Annotated in this window: 17 protein-coding genes and 5 pseudogenes; 5 read left to right on the top strand and 17 right to left on the bottom strand. The window is 40.1% G+C overall.

The genetic code is table 11. The features are described 5' to 3' along the window. Positions 1-156: pseudogene (locus tag AAY47_RS23245) on the bottom strand (IS982 family transposase); the annotation flags it as partial. A gap of 157 nt (positions 157-313) precedes the next feature. Here AAY47_RS23245 and AAY47_RS01990 point away from each other — a divergent pair. Further along, positions 314-1,187 (top strand): annotated as a pseudogene (locus AAY47_RS01990) (RepB family plasmid replication initiator protein); the annotation flags it as partial. Positions 1,188-1,440: 253 nt separating this feature from the next. Here AAY47_RS01990 and AAY47_RS01985 read toward each other — a convergent pair. Continuing rightward, entirely contained in the window at positions 1,441-2,079 is a 639-nt protein-coding gene (locus AAY47_RS01985) for a zinc ribbon domain-containing protein (protein ID WP_047766560.1), read from the bottom strand. 453 nt (positions 2,080-2,532) lie between these two features. Here AAY47_RS01985 and AAY47_RS20270 point away from each other — a divergent pair, with 453 nt between their 5' ends. Beyond that, positions 2,533-2,685, top strand: a complete 153-nt coding sequence (locus tag AAY47_RS20270; RefSeq protein WP_327213527.1) for a type II toxin-antitoxin system HicA family toxin — start codon at positions 2,533-2,535, stop codon at positions 2,683-2,685. A 97-nt stretch (positions 2,686-2,782) separates the two neighbouring features. After that, positions 2,783-3,190 carry a type II toxin-antitoxin system HicB family antitoxin gene (locus tag AAY47_RS01980; protein WP_047766559.1) on the top strand — a complete coding sequence of 136 codons (408 nt, stop codon included), beginning with the start codon at positions 2,783-2,785 and terminating at the stop codon, positions 3,188-3,190. A 112-nt stretch (positions 3,191-3,302) separates the two neighbouring features. Here the strand turns inward: AAY47_RS01980 and AAY47_RS01975 are convergent. Together AAY47_RS01975 and AAY47_RS01970 are read right to left on the bottom strand one after the other, a co-directional pair. Beyond that, positions 3,303-3,434 (bottom strand): annotated as a pseudogene (locus AAY47_RS01975) (helix-turn-helix domain-containing protein); the annotation flags it as partial. Between the two features lie 41 nt (positions 3,435-3,475). Beyond that, positions 3,476-3,769: pseudogene (locus AAY47_RS01970) on the bottom strand (IS5 family transposase); the annotation flags it as partial. 10 nt (positions 3,770-3,779) lie between these two features. Between AAY47_RS01970 and AAY47_RS23125 the strand changes: the two are divergent. Beyond that, positions 3,780-3,941: pseudogene (locus tag AAY47_RS23125) on the top strand (HNH endonuclease signature motif containing protein); the annotation flags it as partial. Positions 3,942-3,943: 2 nt separating this feature from the next. Further along, the gene (locus tag AAY47_RS01960; protein ID WP_047766468.1) at positions 3,944-4,204 is read left to right on the top strand and encodes a bacteriocin immunity protein; all 261 of its coding nucleotides are present in this window, start codon (positions 3,944-3,946) and stop codon (positions 4,202-4,204) included. A gap of 242 nt (positions 4,205-4,446) precedes the next feature. Here the strand turns inward: AAY47_RS01960 and AAY47_RS01955 are convergent, their stop codons facing one another. From AAY47_RS01955 to AAY47_RS19875, 13 genes are all read right to left on the bottom strand, one after another. After that, positions 4,447-4,935 carry a GNAT family N-acetyltransferase gene (locus AAY47_RS01955; RefSeq protein WP_047766557.1) on the bottom strand — a complete coding sequence of 163 codons (489 nt, stop codon included), beginning with the start codon at positions 4,933-4,935 and terminating at the stop codon, positions 4,447-4,449. Further along, on the bottom strand, positions 4,926-5,198 hold the full coding sequence (locus AAY47_RS01950) for a DUF1778 domain-containing protein (RefSeq protein ID WP_047766556.1): 273 nt from the start codon (positions 5,196-5,198) through the stop codon (positions 4,926-4,928). The genes AAY47_RS01955 and AAY47_RS01950 overlap by 10 nt, the downstream gene beginning before the upstream one ends. A gap of 548 nt (positions 5,199-5,746) precedes the next feature. Continuing rightward, on the bottom strand, positions 5,747-7,060 hold the full coding sequence (locus tag AAY47_RS01945; protein ID WP_047766555.1) for a type II toxin-antitoxin system HipA family toxin: 1,314 nt from the start codon (positions 7,058-7,060) through the stop codon (positions 5,747-5,749). A gap of 3 nt (positions 7,061-7,063) precedes the next feature. Continuing rightward, entirely contained in the window at positions 7,064-7,315 is a 252-nt protein-coding gene (locus AAY47_RS01940; protein WP_047766554.1) for a helix-turn-helix domain-containing protein, read from the bottom strand. Positions 7,316-7,587: 272 nt separating this feature from the next. Then, a complete protein-coding gene (locus AAY47_RS01935; RefSeq protein WP_072059719.1) occupies positions 7,588-8,679 on the bottom strand; it encodes a recombinase RecA in 1,092 nt (363 codons plus the stop codon). 2 nt (positions 8,680-8,681) lie between these two features. Next, positions 8,682-8,942, bottom strand: a complete 261-nt coding sequence (locus AAY47_RS01930) for a hypothetical protein (RefSeq protein ID WP_047766553.1) — start codon at positions 8,940-8,942, stop codon at positions 8,682-8,684. Next, positions 8,939-9,886, bottom strand: a complete 948-nt coding sequence (locus AAY47_RS01925; protein ID WP_235428269.1) for a 5'-3' exonuclease H3TH domain-containing protein — start codon at positions 9,884-9,886, stop codon at positions 8,939-8,941. Before AAY47_RS01925 ends, AAY47_RS01930 begins: the two co-directional genes overlap by 4 nt. Before the next feature lie 56 nt (positions 9,887-9,942). Next, complete coding sequence (locus AAY47_RS01920; protein ID WP_047766551.1) at positions 9,943-10,893, bottom strand: hypothetical protein; 951 nt, start codon at positions 10,891-10,893, stop codon at positions 9,943-9,945. Positions 10,894-11,038: 145 nt separating this feature from the next. Then, positions 11,039-11,578, bottom strand: a complete 540-nt coding sequence (locus AAY47_RS01915; protein WP_047766550.1) for a hypothetical protein — start codon at positions 11,576-11,578, stop codon at positions 11,039-11,041. Positions 11,579-11,704: 126 nt separating this feature from the next. Further along, entirely contained in the window at positions 11,705-12,151 is a 447-nt protein-coding gene (locus AAY47_RS01910; RefSeq protein WP_047766549.1) for a hypothetical protein, read from the bottom strand. Positions 12,152-12,231: 80 nt separating this feature from the next. Further along, a complete protein-coding gene (gene dnaE / locus AAY47_RS01905) occupies positions 12,232-15,768 on the bottom strand; it encodes a DNA polymerase III subunit alpha (RefSeq protein ID WP_047766548.1) in 3,537 nt (1,178 codons plus the stop codon). Between the two features lie 165 nt (positions 15,769-15,933). Then, positions 15,934-17,151, bottom strand: a complete 1,218-nt coding sequence (locus AAY47_RS01900) for an AAA family ATPase (protein WP_152669746.1) — start codon at positions 17,149-17,151, stop codon at positions 15,934-15,936. Between the two features lie 229 nt (positions 17,152-17,380). Then, a complete protein-coding gene (locus tag AAY47_RS19875) occupies positions 17,381-19,507 on the bottom strand; it encodes a cobaltochelatase CobT-related protein (protein WP_053014190.1) in 2,127 nt (708 codons plus the stop codon). Positions 19,508-19,554 lie beyond the last annotated feature (47 nt).

Genomic DNA, 19,554 nt, shown 5'->3' with positions numbered 1-19,554 from the left:
TCCTAAGAATTCACCAATCACTTCCATCGTGATGACTTCCGCATCACTCAATTTAGGTGGAAGCCCTCGGCTTCTGAATCGTGTGCCTTGCTGTAACTGCGTTAAATTGTCATCTACCCAACAAAACACCCAAATGATAAAATCTTGTTGTGACATAGCCTTTTGTTCCTTTATTTCTCTATTTTTGACGACTTAAAGTTATAAAGGAGCGGCTATGTCATTTCAACTCATCATAAAAGTCGAGCATCGCGTTAATAATAGACTACTATGATGAGTAAACGAGTCTAATCAATTCAATTGAAGGGGAACTGTTTTGCCTGAAAATACCTTAATTAACGGGGGATTGATTCAAGCCTTTTCAGAGGTACGAAAAGAAACAGGCGGATTAGTCACATTAATGCCGAACACGAACAATACAGTTCAGCCAGTGGCTTTGATGCGTCTCGGATTGTTTGTACCAACCCTTAAATCGACTAATCGCAGTAAACGTAATCTAATGACTTCAATGGATGCAACCGATGAATTGAAACAGTTATCGCTTGCCAAATCTGAGGGTTATACGAATATTAAGATAACTGGAGAACGTCTTGATATGGATAATGATTTCAAGACGTGGGTAGGCGTGATCCATTCTTTTGCCAAGCACAAAGTCATTGGTGACAAGGTTACGTTAAAGTTTGTTGATTTTATCAAGTTGTGTGGTATTCCATCGTCCCGTTCTTCAAAACGGTTACGTGAACGACTCGATGAATCTTTGCGGCGCATTGTCTCAACAACACTTTCGTTTACCAATGACACAAAGGCGTACCATACCCATCTTGTTCAATCAGCCTATTACGACATGGAGAAAGATACAGTTACGTTGCAGGCTGATCCAAAAATTTTTGAATTGTACCAATTCGATCACAAGGTTCTCTTGCAACTCAGAGCTATCAATGAATTATCTCGTAAAGAGAGCGCACAGGCACTTTATACTTTCATTGAAAGTCTTCCTCCGAATCCTGCTCCTGTCTCAATGGCAAGGCTTAGAGCACGGTTAAATTTGAAGTCTCGTGTTAACACTCAAAATGCCACTGTCCGCCGAGGTATGGAGCAACTGCGTGAAATAGGTTACTTGGATTTTACTGAAACCAAAAAGGGCAATTCCGTTTACTTTATGATCCACGAGCGAACACCTAAACTAAAAAAAACCAAAACTATCAAGACAGTTAGGAAACGAAAGACCACTAAAGATAGTAAAGCCTCTAAAGGAAGTGATGATACTATCCTTGCCGAATTGACTAGGGAAGAGTTGGAGTTACTAGAAAAAATAAGAAAATCAAAGTAATATCTGGATTAAGACGTTATAGAAAGTAAACATCTAACGACCACTATAGTGAGAAGTTAACTCTTCATAGTGGTCTTTTTTATGTTACTTGGGTTTGGATTAGGGTATTAGAATTATTCTTCTATATTTGGCAAAACAGTAGGGTCGAAGATAATTCTATGCTGCGATGGATTTCTAGCGCATATTAGCAGATGCTGTCGATGTTCTTTAGAGCCTATCATACGCAGTTTCATTTCAGATCTACACCACGGGCAATCACAAGTTATTTTAGTTAAGTAAATGTTTTCTTTTAAACCAATTTCCAGATTTTGCAGACCGAGAAGATGTTGGAACTTAACTCGGTTAATGAGTAACCCCATAAGCAAAATAGGTAGAGAGAATACTAAAGCTATGAGCGCGATTGAGTGTAAATAGTAGTTTCCTGTAAGGAATGGTAAGAAAATTCCAGCTATACTAGCAAGACTTCCCCAAGTACCTAGCTTTAAAAAAGTTGAACGTTTTGCCAGTTTACCTTCTTTTGACCAAGGAAGTTTTACGAAAGAACGCTGGATATTTAGAGTAGAAGGGTCGATGTTATTCGAATTTGTATAACTGTCACCTACATGGATAACATTATCTTTTATCTCGGAGTTAAGGGCATTAAAACTATTATCACCAAAGACGATAGAGGTGCTTCCTCTCGTTTTACCGCATGTTGAGCAAAAATTATCATTTTCCGCGATTTCCTTTCCACAAGCTGTACAAAATACCAACGTAACCTCCTAATTATATGATTCTACCTAGTAATGGACTTTAATGTGCAAGAGGCTCACAGGTAAGTGAGTATAATATATATACTGTATTTTTATGCTACGTGCTTTAGTTTTTATAATAAATTTAACAATCAGTTGGTAAATTTATTTGTGAAGAAATGCATTAAAGCAGTCTGCTAAATTCCTTCTGTAAGGATACCAATTCAATTAATAGTGACGGCGTAACTTTTTGTGTTCTCTTATAGTATTCACTAGACCACTATAGGAAGAAGTAAATCACTCTTTATAGTAGTCATGTTTCTTATAAATAACGTCCATAGTTTTTGCACTACATTGCTCATTACTGTGATGTTGGGTGGTGTATTTCCTTAATAATTATCAGGAGGTGTTGATAGTGGGTATTGGTATTGACTGTGGGTATTAAATGAAGTAAAATTACTCTGATTTTTGCAAATGAGGAGAAAAATGAGTAGCGATGATTTAATTAAGAAAATTAAAGCGAACGGCTGGACATTAGTTAGGATCAATGGATCTCACCATGTTTTCGAGAAATCAGGAGAACCCTTGCCGTTAGTAATTCCTCACCGCGTAAAGATATTGCGGTAGGAACGCTAAACAAATTACTAAAACAAGCAAAACTGAAATAACAATGAAGTTAAGCGGCCGTTTATGGTCGCTTATCCTGACTTAAAATGAGGTAACTATGAGATACCCAATATATTTACATCAGGCTGATGACGGTTCATTTTCCGGCTTCGTTCCAGACGTAATTGGTTGTTACTTCGCTGGTGATACTATAGACGATGCAATTTCTGATGCTACAAATGCTTTAGATACTTACTTTGAATATATGAGTGAGAATGGTAACACCCCTGTAGAGGCAAAAACTGTAGCTGAGCACCTGAATGATGACGATTGTCAAGGTGGAATCTGGGCTTATGTCGATATAGATCTAACTAAATACGAAGGTAAAACGACTAAATTAAACATCACACTACCACAATTTCTGTTGGTAAGAATTGATGACTATGTAAACTCACATCGTGAATACCACAGCCGTAGCGGATTCTTTGCCGAATTAGCTAGGCGTGAACTAGCGAAACACTCGTAACTCAAAATATCCTCTTTGCAAAATTAGAAAATCCCGCCTTATGTGCGGGTTTTTTCTGTTATTAAATAGATGGTACTACGCACTATAAATGAATGACCACTATATGTAGCTACTTGAGCGTCGAAAGTAATGGATCATGATCAGCATTTTCCATTCGAGCAATAGAAGGTTGTTGAACACCTATAATGGCAGCCAGTTCCGCTTGTGACATGTCTAGTTCATCACGTAACTGACTAAGGGCTAATTTGATGCTAGGGGCTGTTGACGTTTTGTGTTCATCATTATTTATTCTGCCCACATTGGCAGCCATATAATGACAAATGCCAGTGCTAACATACTGGCGTAATTTCTTGCTAATTTATCGTATCTTGTTGCAATAGCTCGAAAATGTTTTATTCGGGCAAACGCATTTTCGACCAAATGTCGATAACGATATAAAACATCATCAATACTTTTATCAGATTTTCGGCTATTTTTCCGATAAGGAATGACCGTTGTCGAACCTTGTTTTTCAACGAACTCGCTGAAAGCACTGCTATCGTAACCTTTATCCGCAATCACAAAATCGGATGCCGGTGAATTAGAGAAAGGCTATGCGCCTTACCCTATTCCAGAAGAACAAGTCGGTGGACGAGAAACATTTGAACTTCATCACGTTAAGCCAATCAGTGAAGGTGGTGGTGTTTATGATATTGATAATATTCGCGTTACAACGCCTAAGCGCCATATTGATATTCACAGAGGAAAATAAACATGGAACAGAAAAACAGTATCAGTGATTACACCGAAGCTGAGTTTTTAAAGTTGTTACAGGTGATTTGTAATGTAGAGGCTTCCAGTGAGGAAGAACACAAATCATGGGTTAGACATTTCGTTAAATTATCGGAGCATCCTCGTGGGAATGGCCTGATCTATCATCCTAATGATGGTGAGGATGACTCTCCGGCAGGCATTTTGAAAACAGTTAAAGAATGGCGAGCCAAAAATGGTAAGCCCGGCTTTAAAAAGGGTTAATAAAATTACGTTAACGGATTAACAAAGTAGTCGAATACCCGTTACTCACGGATGAGAAGCGGGTATTCATTCACAACAACATAGGGGTTGCTATCAAAAGCGTCATTATTTCAGATGCAAAAACCAAAATTCGTGATCAGTTAAATACCCAGTTCGGGCGCGATGCCACCAGCTTTGATTCAAACAGCGCCGGTCGAATTCCAGACACTCACTTAGACCTGTTTATGTAGCTGCATAAATAGTTACTTCTGTTTGCTTAATGGGAGCATCAGCGTGTATGGCTCCAACGGTGACTGTGCGAAGCCAAGACGCATATAAAATGTACGTGCGCTCTCATCAAGTGCGTGGACGATTATAGCTGAAATGCCCACATGCTCTGCTGTGCTAGCGACACGTTTCCAAACATCCTGAAGAAGCAATGCACCAAGCTTCTTCCCCTGATATTCCACATCGATAGCCAAACGACCGAGAAGCACCACAGGGATAGGATCTGGCATATTGCGTTTAAGTGATGGTGTAGATTCAATATGATTAATTGAGCCAGCACTTAAACAATAATAACCGATAACGTCTTTTGTATCTTCCTTGCAAATAACAAATGTGCGGCTCGCGCCCAGCTTATTATTTTTTAACGCTCGGCGAGAAAGCCATTCGTTTAATGTTTCATGCTGGCAATAAAAACCATTTACATTATGTTCAGCCGTTAATATTTCAGGGGTGCTTATTCCCACGGTGCTTTATACTCCATCAGTTTTTTAAAGCCCTCATTCTCAGAAAGTGGTTTCTCTAACATCTGCATGAATGCTTGATATTTCTCCTCGTCAACGAAAAAGTGGCGCTGATCAAGTATGACCTCTTCGGCTGCACGGCAGGCAGCATCCAAAATGAAATCTGTTCGGGTCTTTGAGTGCAGGTTTGCTGCATGGTCAATAAGCTCCCGCTGGAAAGCTTTTGCCCGTATGTTAATCGGAGTTTCTTTCGGCTGTGTTCTCATAAATCACCTGTGTAGCAAATGTATATACAGTCATTATAGCATCCGTGTAGCTAATAGCTATACATTATATTTGTTTTTCCGTTGTTCAGTAATATCCCGCAAGGTTAACTTGGTGAAATCGTCACTTGCCTTAACTCGCAGTTGATGAGGTTATCAATTTAGTTATCCCTGATTTGATGTGAGGCCAACAGATGAACATCCATAACCAGCATTTTAAAAATGGGTGGCGGATGTTACGCCGTAACAGAGATTCGAGCATTAAACCAGCTCCGCCGATGTAAAGCATGATCAGTATAATGATGGTGTGATTCATAATATTTTTATGTATGTATTTTAATACATATCATAGTGATTTTTTTATAAGAGTAAATATAAAAATAATCACATTATCTAATTTTAATCATTAAGATAATGCCATTGTTTGATTGCTGATAGTATTTTTCCAAAATGGAAAAGGCACTCAATAAAGTGCCTTTAAAATTAACTAGATATGCTGTTCAAGCTTATTGCTAAGGTCATTGATATGATGAATAGGTAAGTTATGTGAGCTATCCTAGTATTGCTTTGAGGAGCTTAATTGCCTGTTTTTCAATTCCTTTAAATATGGCATCACTGATGTGTGTAGGGAAATTATCAGGTAGTTGCGCCGAAACTTTCTGGATAACGTCAGGTGTTTGTTGCCCTATCTCTGTTAAGAATTTTTTTGCTAGCTCTGGAGAAATACCAACATGATCAGCAGTATTCAGAAAATGACGCGGTAGGATTTTTGCCCAATGGTATTGACGGTTTTTTCCTTGTAGTGCCATCGCCATTTTAGCTTTCTGTTGTGGAATTCCTCTAGGATGAAACAGAGGGTAGGCTGATATGATATCGTACAAAGGAGTCATGGTAAAAGATGACCCTGATTCAATAAAGAGACTAAAATTCTTAGCATGACCATCAATCGCAGCCAATAGCCAAAATAGAATTTGAGTACGAAAAAATGTTTCTCTATCCAGTGTTGATTGTCGAGAACTAATAAGTAATTTCATTATATCTGAAATACTCGGCCCTCCATCAGACTCATATTTTTGTGCGGAAGATACCCCTAAAGCCTGACACATATCTTCCTGTGGTAGACGCATTAGCCAAGAACCGTCATTAGACCATCGTCGGTCGAAACGCCGTACTATTAATACGTTTTTATTACCAAATGTTGCTAACTCAGCATCTGCTACTGGAAAACCAAATTCTTTGGCAATTTTCAAACATAACCATTCGTTTTCGCAGCTTTCACTTAGGTCTATATTATTTTGTTCTATTCTTCCTATTGGAAGTTTAAAAATATGGCTGGTTGGTGTACTACCGATAGGGCGTTGCCAGCGTTCCTGATGCCATAACAAGGCTGTTTTTTCTTGTGCACCAGCTAGGGAAATTCTGAAATCAGTATCAGTATTCATGCCTAAAGGAGCTGTTCTATAATCATCAAGTAACTGAACTATATCTCCTTCACTAAGCGGTTCTGCATGTATTTCTCTTACGGGAGGAATTTTTGAATCTTCTGGATAAAGCTGAATTGCTCCAATGCAATCGCGTCCAACACTAGCCAACAGGTCAAACGGATGGGAAGTAGCTATTTTAAATTTTGCCTGCATACGTGCAAGTATAATATTTGAATCAGGTAATAAGTTGCTGAAAAAATTGAATACTTCACGTCCGATATATTTATGAGAGTTCAAAGGTAAGGAGAGCGATATGGCCCGCGAACCACTGGTTTCAATCCATGATTTTTTGTACTGAAAAGACATCGCTCCACCGGTATCACGGGATAAGATACCCACTTCTGTACCGTTCATTGCAACAGTTAAGTGTTGGCTTTTCATTTATCACCACTCCTCAGTCCAACCATTGTTTGTATCCTTATCTGGATTGCGCTCAGTAATAACTAGTTGTAGTTCTAGTGCAGATAACAATTTGAATAATGTTTCTAGTTTGCATTTTTCTGGATCATTCTCGAAAGCAGATACTGTACTCTGCTTCATTCCTACAAGTTCAGCGGCATTCTTTTGAGTGAACTTCATTTTTTTGCGTTTATCTCGAATTGCCGCAGCGAGTGTTTTAGGTGTTGTGATCTTCATAAATATCCCCTCTAAAGGATAAAAAAACAATTATCCTCTGTAGGGGATAATTTTGTAATATCTGTTATAACGGATAAATTTATAATATCCTCTATAGAGGATAATTGCAATATAACTCAATTAGAAAACACTAACCGTAAGATATTTATATTGTTTACTTAATTAGTTATTTTTTGATTTTTCTAATTATTAAAAATAATTAATTTGTATCTAGTTGATAAAAATATAGAATGGGAAGTAGGAAGGGCGCATAGCACCCTCGTTGATATGTATTATTCTTCCTCGTTATCTTCCAACTCACCACCATCCATTGCGGCATCTGCAATCTCTGCATTGTCAGTATGCCACTTTTCAAGCAGCTCAATGATTTTCTCTGTAGGGATCTTCTTGAAGTTTTCGACAACTTCTTTACGTGAATAGGCTTTTTCACCCAAGAGAATACGACCGGATGCATTCTTTTGCAGATAACCGATATTCAGCATGTGCTCAACTAAAGACTCGGTTGAATCGATACCAATATCGGTATCGTAATAGAAGCTCCACGATGCGGTTTTAAAAGGTGGGGCTACTTTATTTTTAATGACTTTTGCCGTTACAACGTCACCAATACGTTCCGCTCCCTCTTTGATTTGAGCTTTGGATAACTGAATGCGGACGGATGCGTAAAAGCCCGGAGCCTTACCGCCCGGTGCTTTTGTATTATCACCAAAAGTGACACCTAAATCTAAGCGACATTGGTTCAAAAAGATCATGCACACGTTGTATTTACTCGCCCATTGTGCGAGAGCAGGGAAGTGTGAAGATGTGCAACGAGCTAATGCTGTATTGTCGTTCATGTTCAGATTATCTTTATCTTTTCCTTTACCAGAAGCCTTGTTTTCGAACTTCTGGAAAATCTGATTCGGAACCATTGATGCCAGTGAATCGAACACAAGAACAATAGGTGCTTCTGGCTTAATAGCCTTGCTATCACGCATTGCTTTGACGATTGAGGCTGCGTATTCAATCGATTCCTCAAACGTTTCCGGCTGTTGGTAAATCCAATCCCCGTCATTTCCTACATTAAGACCGCATTTCTCTCCTAACAAAGAGTCAAAGCTTTTTTCATGATCCATAAAAATAGCAACCCCACCTGCTTGTTGGGCGGATTTCATGGCTTGAGTTGCTATATAGGTTTTGCCGCTGGATTCCCAACCAAATATCTCAATGATGCGACCACATGGAAAACCGCCGCTGTATTTACCTGAAATAGCTTTATTTAGATGAGGTAAACCTGTATTCAGCCATACATTGACGTGTTGCTGCTTAGCGTTAGATTTGACGGTGTTTTTAAAGAATTTTTTTAATGCGTCGTTCTTTGTCATGTTTACATTTTCTCCAACGGGTAAACGGTTTTTAATACGTCAATTTCAATGATAGTCTGGCTTAAATGTTTACAGACACGGTTATAAATAGTCAGACAGTGACCGTACACAATTTCAATTTCACGTTCGGTTACACTAATTTCTCTATTTGCCAAAATGGAGCGAACACGGCCTAATCCATCACGACCGTACAGGTTGATAATTTCCTTTGCTAATTCGGTTGGGGTGATTTTCAGATCTTTGGTTATGAGTGAAGTGATCATAAATTCTTTCCTTTCAGTCCATACCGTTCAAATGGGACAAGAAACACGTCCAAGTCTTCCAGAATGGATTGGAAATTTAACTTGAGCAGTAACTGCCGTAATTTTTCAGGATTGTAATCTGTCGGGATTTGTTTGATAGTGTCTGGTTTTAATGGGCAGCCACGTAGCATCATTAGCTTGAGGTTGCGTTTGAAGATATCCATCATGCCAAGACCCTGCTTTTCGTTAAATTCGTTGCGTGATAGCTTCTCAAACGATTTACGAGCACGGTTCTTCATAAGTTCTTTGCCAGCTAGGACGATGCGACGAATTTCAGCTACAGATCCATATTCAGCCATAAACTCTTTTGCACCTTTCTCACCAATTCCGCCAACTCCCGGTATGGTGTCTGAGTTATCACCATGAAGAGCTTTCCCTTGAACGAAGGCTAATGGGGTGTGATAACCGGTATCTTCAAAGAATTTCTCAAGGCGTAGAATATTGTCGTCACGCTGATTGATATAAGACACATTTTCATCAACCAATTGTTTCCAGTCTCCATCCCCAGTCAGGAGATAAATGTGATCATATTTGTGTTTTTCAGTGTTAACTAGAAGACTAGCTAAATCGTCGGCTTCACCATCTTCTGCAACGAGTTGTTCAACGCCTAAATATGAAAAGGCTTCTTGAATGAGAGGTCGTTGTTGCTTAAATTTCTCTTTCATTGCCTCCATATCAGGATTTGGCTCGCGTGTTTTGTATTTCGGGAATAAGGCTGTACGCTTTAGCGGATTTCCATCCCAAAGGACAATGACACGGGCTTTTTTGATAGAGGCGATACGTTTAACAGATCGCAGCGTATTGAAGATAGCTTGCACTTCCATATCGCTAACTTTCAATGTCGCTGCTGATTGCTGGTGATAGTAGCCTTGACTGTGTGCATCAACTAATAAAAGGTTCATCATTTTCCCCTAATGGCAAGGGCGCACGAATGCGCCCTTGTTCACAACCAAAGTTACAATTACAGACCTTCTAACTGTGCCATCATGTCAGCCAGCTCATCACCGCCTAATGCTTCGGATGATGCAGGAGCAACTTGAGCAGCCGGTGTTTCTGTAACGGTTGATACACTAGAAGCGCCTTTAAATTCAGCGGCTACAGCTTCCTGAGCAGCTTCTTTAGTCACATTGCTAGTAGCAGAACTTGAAAAACCCGGTAATGCAGTATCTGTTGCACCAGTGGCGGGTAGAGCCATAGTTGAACTAATAGCAACTGAAACTCCAGTCAATGCTCCGATTGCTTTACCAGCGATAGCCAGTTTATTTGCATCATTCAGACCGTTAGCGAAGTTTTCGAGATTATGTACGGAAGAAATAAATTTAGCTGGAACGGTAGTTTTGCCCTCTTTACGTGATGGTGACACTGTGTACTTAGTATCACGACCAGCACCGGTACGTTCGATTTTAAAGCAATAGCCTTTTTCGATATCCAGAGGTTCACCAATTTCATCGGACATATCTTCTTCAATGGATTTAAGAACGTCTTCAAACACGGTTTGAGGCAGTTCAACCAATTGAGTTTTTTCGGCCAGATTGATATTTGGTGTTGTCGTTAATGCGCCATTGACGATATAACGCTGGCTTGATCGGATTTCTGAGATCAAATCTTCCATGCTAGAGTTGCCTTTATGGATTGCTTTTGCCTCCATAACAGCTTCGCATAATTCACATGGTTCACCGTATGTCGCAGTCTTACAGACAGACGCGACAGTTTTATCTTTACCAGCCTCTTTGGTTTTAACAAAGTGCATACCGAATGGCTGATAAAAGATTGAGTTTGGATTTTCTACATTAGGGAAAATACGGAGATACTGGACTCCACTTTGTAATTTTGCGGTATCGATGCCACGGCTTGCGCGTTTTGATGCCAGTTCTTTACGTTTCCCTTTGATAAGCTCTAACAATGTAGACATACCGATTTCCTTAATTTGTTTATTGATTTGTGCGTTTAGGCTGTGAATTAATTTAGTAAGTTGATTGATGCTCTTTCTTACTCATTTTTATGATTAAATAATAGATCAGTAAATACATACATAAAAGCTGTTTTTTAAGGGGGGTTCATTTCTTTCCAGTAAATATTCCGGCATTCAGGTACTCGTAATCTAACGTGGCTTTCTTTGAAGCTTGGACAATCATGTCTCGACGATGACGAAAAGCTTCTATGGCGGCTTTAAAGAGATCTGCTAATTCTTTATTGTGGTTATAATTGTGTCGGGCAGAGGCGAGAGCATGAGCGATCGCAATAACCTTTTCTGGCAATTCTTCTATAAAAGACGTGTTGAGATTTAGTTCGGTTTCCTCACCGGAATAATGGCGTTCTATCTGGCTTACCATTGCATCTATAGCTGATTCGGAACTCTTTGTGCCGTTCATGCTACGTACTGACCTGACAACGTTATAAATAGCAGCTTCAAGTCCCTCGATACGCTGTTTTTCCTCTAAACAGATACGCTCGGCGCCAGCCTGTTTAGCTGCGTATTTCATCATTAAAAGGGGCTGTGTCGTCCAGACTGCATCTAGGTCGTTTAGATCGGTTTTAAGGTCTTGCTCTATCTGGTCAATGATAGTTTCTTTAATACGTTGATTAGGCTCTTTCATATAAATAATAACTTATTAATAGGTATTTAAATACCCATTTAAAGGAGTGGAAATTATGTGTTAATAATCCTATATGACGCAAAGATTTGTTCGAGTACCGGATAAGCTATTGGGCGATTTTTTCCATTACGCTGCCTTTTGTCTTTCCGCTTCTTGTTGCCTGAATAACCGAACCTTTTGGGTCAATTCTTCGCGTGGAACACCTTGTTCAATTAAATCGTCCAAGTCACCCCCAATGAACTCATTCATTAATGCTATACGTTCCTCAGCCGAAGATAGGAATCTATTACGATAACTAACAAGATTCTGAAATGCCTTTTCTGTATTGTTACTGAATGCGATTTCTTTGAGTAGTCGGTTGAGTTCGTCCAGCTCATATTTACCGATCATCCCTTTAGTTACGTCACGAAGGCGGCGATTAACACGCATCTTTTCTTTTTTTGCCAACTCTATGACGATTTCTAACGTGGTCGTAACACTGATGAATCTTCCGTAAGGTGAAGTTAGTACCATTGATTTAGCTTTTTCGCGGATTTGATCTGTGATAATTGGCTGTGTTTTTTTCATTTCCATTTTGTTTAGCTTTTAATGAGTTGCATTGGAATACTAAGCCATCTAGGAAGGTGTTAAACCATAACTGGACGGCAGTAGTGTTAACTTTCGTTGATCGCGTTTGCCATTTCTGAAATGATTTTTATCAGCTTTTCGTCTTCTTCTGGTCGGAAGTAGAGAATATTAGGATTGAATGCATAAAACACGGTAGCATCCATTCCTGAAAAGTATTCTTTCCTGCCAATAAGATTTGATGGTTTTGATTTGTTGTTGAATAGCGAAGCCGCCAAACTGCCACAGGTTAAGACATAGGTAGGTTTTGCTATTTCCAGCTCGGCTTTCATGTACTCGGTAAATGTAGAAATATCCTCTTTGGAATATGTTTTCATTCCTTCATCTTTAGGTTTTTTAAGTACACCAGTGATGTAAATATCTCCCATTAGGAAGCCTGTATTTGTCAAAATAGACTTAAATTCGTTATAGCCGGACTCCATAAAATAGCCGTTTGTTGTATCACTTTTGCTTGCACCATCAAGGATGATCATGAATTGGGGCTTGCGACCGGTACGTGGACGGACAATACCGTCTTTTAGTCCTGTTTCACTGGCTATGCGATTCATCAATAGATTGATATTGGCATTAACCTTTTCATTCATCACAAATTCACGGGAAGTTTTTACAGCTTCGACAATGAGATTACCCATCATTTCAGCCTGACTTTTCCGGCGTGACACATCTGTTGCTGATGGTTGATCGGGTTCTATCGTCGCAAAAGCCCCGACTGAATCCAAAGCCTCAATGACACGAGCGTTACAGGAACGCTTGTTGACCGCTTCCACAAACTGAGCCTTGCTTTCAAATTTGCCACCGACCTTATCTCTGGCATTGACAATCGCAATGCTACCTGCCGATGAACAGCCTTTAATCGAGCTAAATGGAGAAAATAAAGAAGGGTGACCGTCAATGTCTCTAATTTCCATTCGTTGACTGGAGATATTGATATCAGGTGGCATAATGACAATGCCGTAATCCAATGCATCATTGACGAGATCTTGATGCTTATCTTCCCCTAGTATTGTCAATGCAGCAGCAAAAAACTCAGCCGGATAATAAGTTTTCAGCCACATAGATTGGTAGCTAATCAGGGTATAGGCCACGGCATGAGATTTATTGAATTGGTACGATCCGTTCTTTTCTAGTGCTTCCCAAACTTCATTTGCTTTTTCTTCGGATAAACCCGGTTGCTCTGATCCCGAAATAATAGAGTTAACTAACTTGTCTTCAACAAGAAGTTCAATACCGGTTCTCAGAGCATCTTCCACCGTTAAATTAGTATCTCCGCATTTAAAATGTTCTGCGCGATGTACCGTTTTGATTACTCCATCCTCAAATAACACATCAACCCAACCAGCTCCAGCTTGTGCTTTGAATAGAGTACCCATCGAAGCCATTTTTGCAGTATCTTTCTTGCCGATAGCTTTACGGACACCATCAGCCTCGGCAAGTGTAAAACCACCGAGTATTTGCACTGTTTTCATGGTTTGTTCTTGGTAGAGAATAACGCTGTTTGTTTCTTTGGTTAGCTCATCAAGTTTCGGGTGAAGTGAACTTGGTTCATGGAAGCCTTTAGAGACTCCAACAAACGTATCTAACATGCCTGATTGAATCGGGCCGGGTCGGAATAACGCTGTTGTAGCAACAACCGTTTCAAATGAAATGGGATCAAGACCACCGCCTAAATCTTTAAGTAACTTACGCATTGGGGCAGATTCAAGCTGGAAAACACCTTTAGTACGTCCATCAGCAAAGTTTGCCATGACTTTAGGATCATCAAGTGACACCTCATTTAACTTCACTGTACCGGAGCCATAACGCTCATCTATATAATCAACTGCCAATTGCAGTAAATCGAGCGTAGCCAGCCCTAACACGTCTAATTTGATTAATCCCATGTCTTCACAATGGCGCTTATCCCAGTTGATGACTCGCTCATCCCCACGAAGTTCTATCACAGCCCGCTCACGGATTGGTACACTGGAAACAATCATCCCGGCAGCGTGACGACCATAGCTTCGCATCATGCTTTTTAACTTACAGGCTGCGGAAAAGGCTTGTGGATATTTATTTGCGTATCTGTCTAGTGATGCCAACTCGACACGGAGTTCTTCGAGTGGGAGGTTATCACCTTCTTTAGCAGCCCAACCCACTTCTTTTGAAACGGAAAGATCACTTGTCGGGACGTTGAAAATCCTTGCTGAATCACGGATTGCCGATGCAGCTCCTAAATATGAATAGTTAACAATACCGGCAACGTAGTCCTGACCGTATTTATCATAAAGATACTGAATAGCAAGGTGACGTTTGGCTTGAGAAAAGTCCAAATCGGCATCGGGTAAATCCAGACGCTCAGGGTTAATGAAACGTTCAAAAAGTAGACCATGACGGATGGGGTCTACATCAGTGATGCCTATGCACCATGCAACAAGAGAACCCCCTACAGAACCACGCCCAGCGCCTACTGGTATTTTGGTTTTTAGTGCGTGTTGCATAAGATCTGAAACCAGCAGGAAGTAACCGCAAAATCCTAAACGACTTAACACCTCTAACTCGTACTTCAAACGATCAATATAGACCTGCCATTGTGTTGATGGTGGCGTATAGCCAAATGATTTCCCTGTCAGCTTGGCTTTAAGTCCAGTCGCCGCCATTGTTTTCAATGTTGCAGTTTCATCGTCTGACATTTTAGGTAAAACAACATCCATCTTGTGCCAGCGCCATTTGCATTTTTCTATTAGCTCATCTTGCATGGTGGAAACCATTGCCGATGTGACAGGTGTTGATGTTCGCGCACTGAACTCTTGAAGACTCTTGAGTAGATGTACACGATCGTTAATCGCATTGTCACGCACATAAGGGATTCTCATGCGGTGTATTTGATCTGATTTGACGTTGTTGCATACTTGATATGCGACATCTTTCAGATCTGCATCTTCGGGCATTTCGTAATACGCAGGGTAAAAGGCTATCTTTTTCAGTGAAAGAGTATCGGCAGCAAGAGAAGATTTAATATTAATCTGGTCAAAGAAAGGTGAAGCCATAGGATATATGGCAGCATACAGATCATCACGGTTTACAAATGCCAACTTTTCCATAATCGCTATGTAATCACGACGGCGAAATACGCTGTCAAAGTCGGAAGTCATTAAAACGATATTGCCTCTTTGGTATATATCGATTACTTGCTCAATATCCAGCCGTGGTGTTTTGTAAAATTGTTTGCGTTCATATCCGAGGCTGATTAACGAGCAAAGATCAGAAAAACCGGCTTCATTTTTAACCATAGCAATAAATGAATAGCTAAAATCGCGCACAACCGGAAGTAGCTCTTCACCAACCTCTTTACGTGCTTTGTTCTCTGATTCAAGAAGAGGGTTATCAACGATACATAGTCGGCTTCCCAATACTACTGAGAGTTCGTCAGAAGCTGCCAGTTGCATTGGGATAACAGCGGATATATTCATCGTGTCAGAGGAAATAATTGCTTTGTAGCCTTTTAGCTTTGCAATTTCGACTGCTTTCGATGCCTTAATGGTGGATTCACCTAATGAAAAGTCGGTTCTAGCAAGGAGAGCCTGCATTCTTTTTACCTTTTTTCTTCCCTGCGTCCATAGGGAAGCCTTCAAATTTGCCAAAGATAGAGATCATTCGTTTCTGCGCCTCTGTATGGCACGTCTCTTTATGTGTACAAGCACAACAAAGCGACGACTTTTCTGAGGCTGTAGTGATAGAGCCAAAACAACCTATCACGCGGCCTTACCAAATATCCGTTGCGCAAACTCGCCAGTTGCTACAGCAGAGGCAGAAGGCAATTTGTTGATATAGGATTTTTGTAATCCGAGTACGGGGTCGTTACGCATTACACCGACAATGCCTGCATTCAGCAATTCACGAGGGCCAATTGGTTGGGAGACTTCGTGAGCTTCATATGCATCACGGCAGCGTTTAGCAAACTTGACCAGATTCTTAGCCATTTGTTCAGGTATACCATGTGAAACTAGAATTGCGGTTTCTTGTGCTTCCGGCATGTATTCCACTTTTGATACCAGCGCAAAACGTGAGTAGTTAGCTGCGTTTTGCTGGTTTGTACCCTGATAAAGTCCAGTTTCATCACCAGAGCCGTTTGTGTTTCCGGTGGCAACAAAGGCAAAATGTTTATGGCGAGTCGTCTTTCGCCATTCCGGTGTTGCTTCTTTCAGGATCAAAGGTTCTCCCTCCAGTACCGGCTGATACAAAGAGAGAATTTGCGGATAAGCAAAATCGTATTCGTCGGCCAGATAGATAAAGCCATGCTTCATTGCTAAGGTCAGAAGTCCCGGTTCAAAATAAGTACGACCATCTTTGGCAAGTATCTGTCCTGTAATGTGTGATTCTTCTGTGGATGCCGTGTGCTGGGAGCGGATCAGTGGCCGACCTAAACGAGCAGCCATTTGCGTTGGCAAGGACGATTTGCCAGTCCCTGAGTGTCCCCACAGATAACCCGGCATTCCGGTAGTAAACATCATCAATGTATCTTTAATTAATTCAATATCATTGAATACGTATGATTCTTTTACTTCCGGCACAAATTCTGGGAATGGTCGATTAATAAAAACCTCAGTAACAATTGGCTTGCCTAGTGCATTGCACAGGTGTCCAGTTGGAAGCCCAAGCACTTCATTTACTGCTACTCGTTCAGTACGGTATTCTGTCATACCAACATGACCGTGAATTGTGGTTGTTTTTGTGTCAGAGATATCCGCTGTAGTGGACATTGTTACCTTTGTGCTTTCTTCTGATAGCTTTTTCTCCTGCTTTTTACGCCATGCGTCCAATGCGCTAGGTGAGATCGTCTGCATGTTAGGATAGAGACGCTTGTATTCTGCTAAGGCATCGTCTGGACTCATAGGTGTATTGTCCTCATAGGTCGGATGCTTAGAGCACAGATACTCACCATCTTTAGGAATGAAGTGCCGCTTCATCATTACATCTGGTTTCCCGCAAAGTGCGCAGTGAATAGCTGCAATCTTCTTTTCGTCAGCTTCTTTTGACATTTTCTTGTAACCTTAATCTGCATTGCTGTTATCGTTTTAACTTATAGTTATATCTTACATAAAAATATTATGTAAGTAAGTTAATACCTGCTAATTTATGTGAATTTTATAGAAAACCTATAAATATATTATGGGAGCACAGTATTAATTTTTTACGTATTTAAAGGGCTATAACATTCCCTAGTAGCGCGTTGCGGATTGCTGTAATCACTGTTTTCGGCAAATCATCCACTGAATTAACCTTAGTATGGTGCTTGTAAAATCTTGCTGGATCACTTGTCTGTATACCAACAGCCAGCAAATCAATTTTGGCCTTATTTATCAAATAATCAGCAGATTCAACTAAATGCTTGCTAAAACCATGACCTTTAGCACAAGGAGCGCCATCAGAAAGGACAAGCATAATTTGCTTATCCTCAGTTCTACCTGCATGGTGGCGCGACAGGGCAAGAATGCTTTCCCCGTCCACATTATTACATAACGGAATGTGATTAATACATGCTCCTAATCTAGCCATTGCGGTACTGGAATTAACTTTTTCGTTCCAGTTTTTTAGCATTGGTAGAAACAAAGGCTCATAACGGTTGCAACTGATATCACTGCCACGCATTAAACCAACAGTTGTAAAGCCAGTGATTATGTTTGGTACTTTAATTTTATCTAAGGCATCAGATAAAGCGTAGGCAGCAGCAGTTGCGAGCATAATGCGTTTTCCGCCCATAGAACCGGATAGATCAATAACAAGCTGAACGGCTGCGTTAACTGCTTTATGGTCGTATTTTTTAGAAAATACTCTGTCATCATTGATAGTAGGCAGCGCAATCTTCCATAAACTTGACGAGTTAATTTTGCCTTTACGTAATCCATTGACCTTTTGTACTCGGTTTTTGCTGGCAATTGCTCGTTCTAAATCTTTCGATAGGGTTTGCGATTTGTTAGTGAGCTGTGGCCCAATAAATTTTTTGAAACTACTCAGTCCCAATTTTTCGTTAACTTCATAATAACTATGTGAACTATCAGCCCAAACAGCTCCACCAACACGCTTTGTTCCATTCCTGATAAACTCTGATGCATTCTCCAACAATCCCATGAAATCATTAACGCGGGTGAACGGCAAATAAGCATCTGAATGGACGGATTTAATCTCATCAGAGATCATTTCGTTGGCTGCATCTTCTACGCTTGTAGACTTCGGGGCATCATCTGATTCTAATTCGGCTATATCTTCTGCCGTCAATTTCTCCGATTCCTCTGAACTGATTGAACCTAAATCACTATCTGATTTATCAGAGTCATCGCCTAAACCTGAATTACCAATTGACTCCCGATCAAGTTTTTTGGACTCAGATTCACCACTTCCCTCTAGTTCTGGCTTCCTTAGCTCATTATTATGATCACTCTTCGATTCTTTGGTTTTATCATCGTTTTTTGGTATTTCATTATTTTCTGATTTTTTATCAGTATCTGAATACGTGTCTTTTTTGTCGGGAAAATCGGGTTCTTTTTTGGTGCTTTTTTCGTCTTTCACCCTTTCAGTTGATTCTAGTTCTTTACTTGGCGTTGTTCCTTTTTCGGTTTTAGACGGTTTTTCACATTTTTCTTTTTCTATCTTTTCTTCATCAAGGCGGAATGCGCGTAACAAATCGGCAGCTAACTTAGCCGAACCCTCTGATTTAGTGATACGGTTTATGCGGATTTTATAATTGATTGAATCAAGCACGGCTAGCTCACTTTCAAACATATCCCAATATGGCTCCATAAAGTCCATAAATGGTGTATGGCCGCAGAGTGCTCGTGAAATTGGCATCAAAAATACTTCCAGAAACAGAGTGCGAGTATTTTCTGAGTAACTATGAATGTAACCATCTATTTTAGGGAAAAAATAATTTTCAATTATATGTTTCTGCGTCTTAAGTAAATTTTGACGACTTCCCTGAAACATTGAGGACATTTTCCGCTCAATGTATGTGTCTTCGATGACGTTCCAAACATAGTGCGCCTTTTTATCTGAAAAAAAGGCTGAAATTTTCTGGTCAGTAAACAAGACGTGTGCAACTTCATGGTCTATAAACCCACGTATGACATTAAGCAATGTATCAGAGGCTGTGTCTGGAATTGACGGGATATTGATGTATTCAAGTTCGCCGGTCTTTTTGTTATATGCGCAATACGCTTGTGAGCCAAAATCTACTACTTTGATTTTCTTTGCTGCTAAAAGGCTAACGACTGTTTGAAGCGATTCACGAAAAATTAGGACTTCATGTCTTATTCTCTTATTTGTTGTCATTTTTTTTCCTTTTCATGGTGTTACGTGTTTTTCAGTGCAGAAATAAT

Source organism: Xenorhabdus griffiniae, assembly GCF_001028135.1.
Taxonomy (GTDB): domain Bacteria; phylum Pseudomonadota; class Gammaproteobacteria; order Enterobacterales; family Enterobacteriaceae; genus Xenorhabdus; species Xenorhabdus bakwenae.
This window is presented reverse-complemented; position numbering and strand designations above follow the sequence as displayed.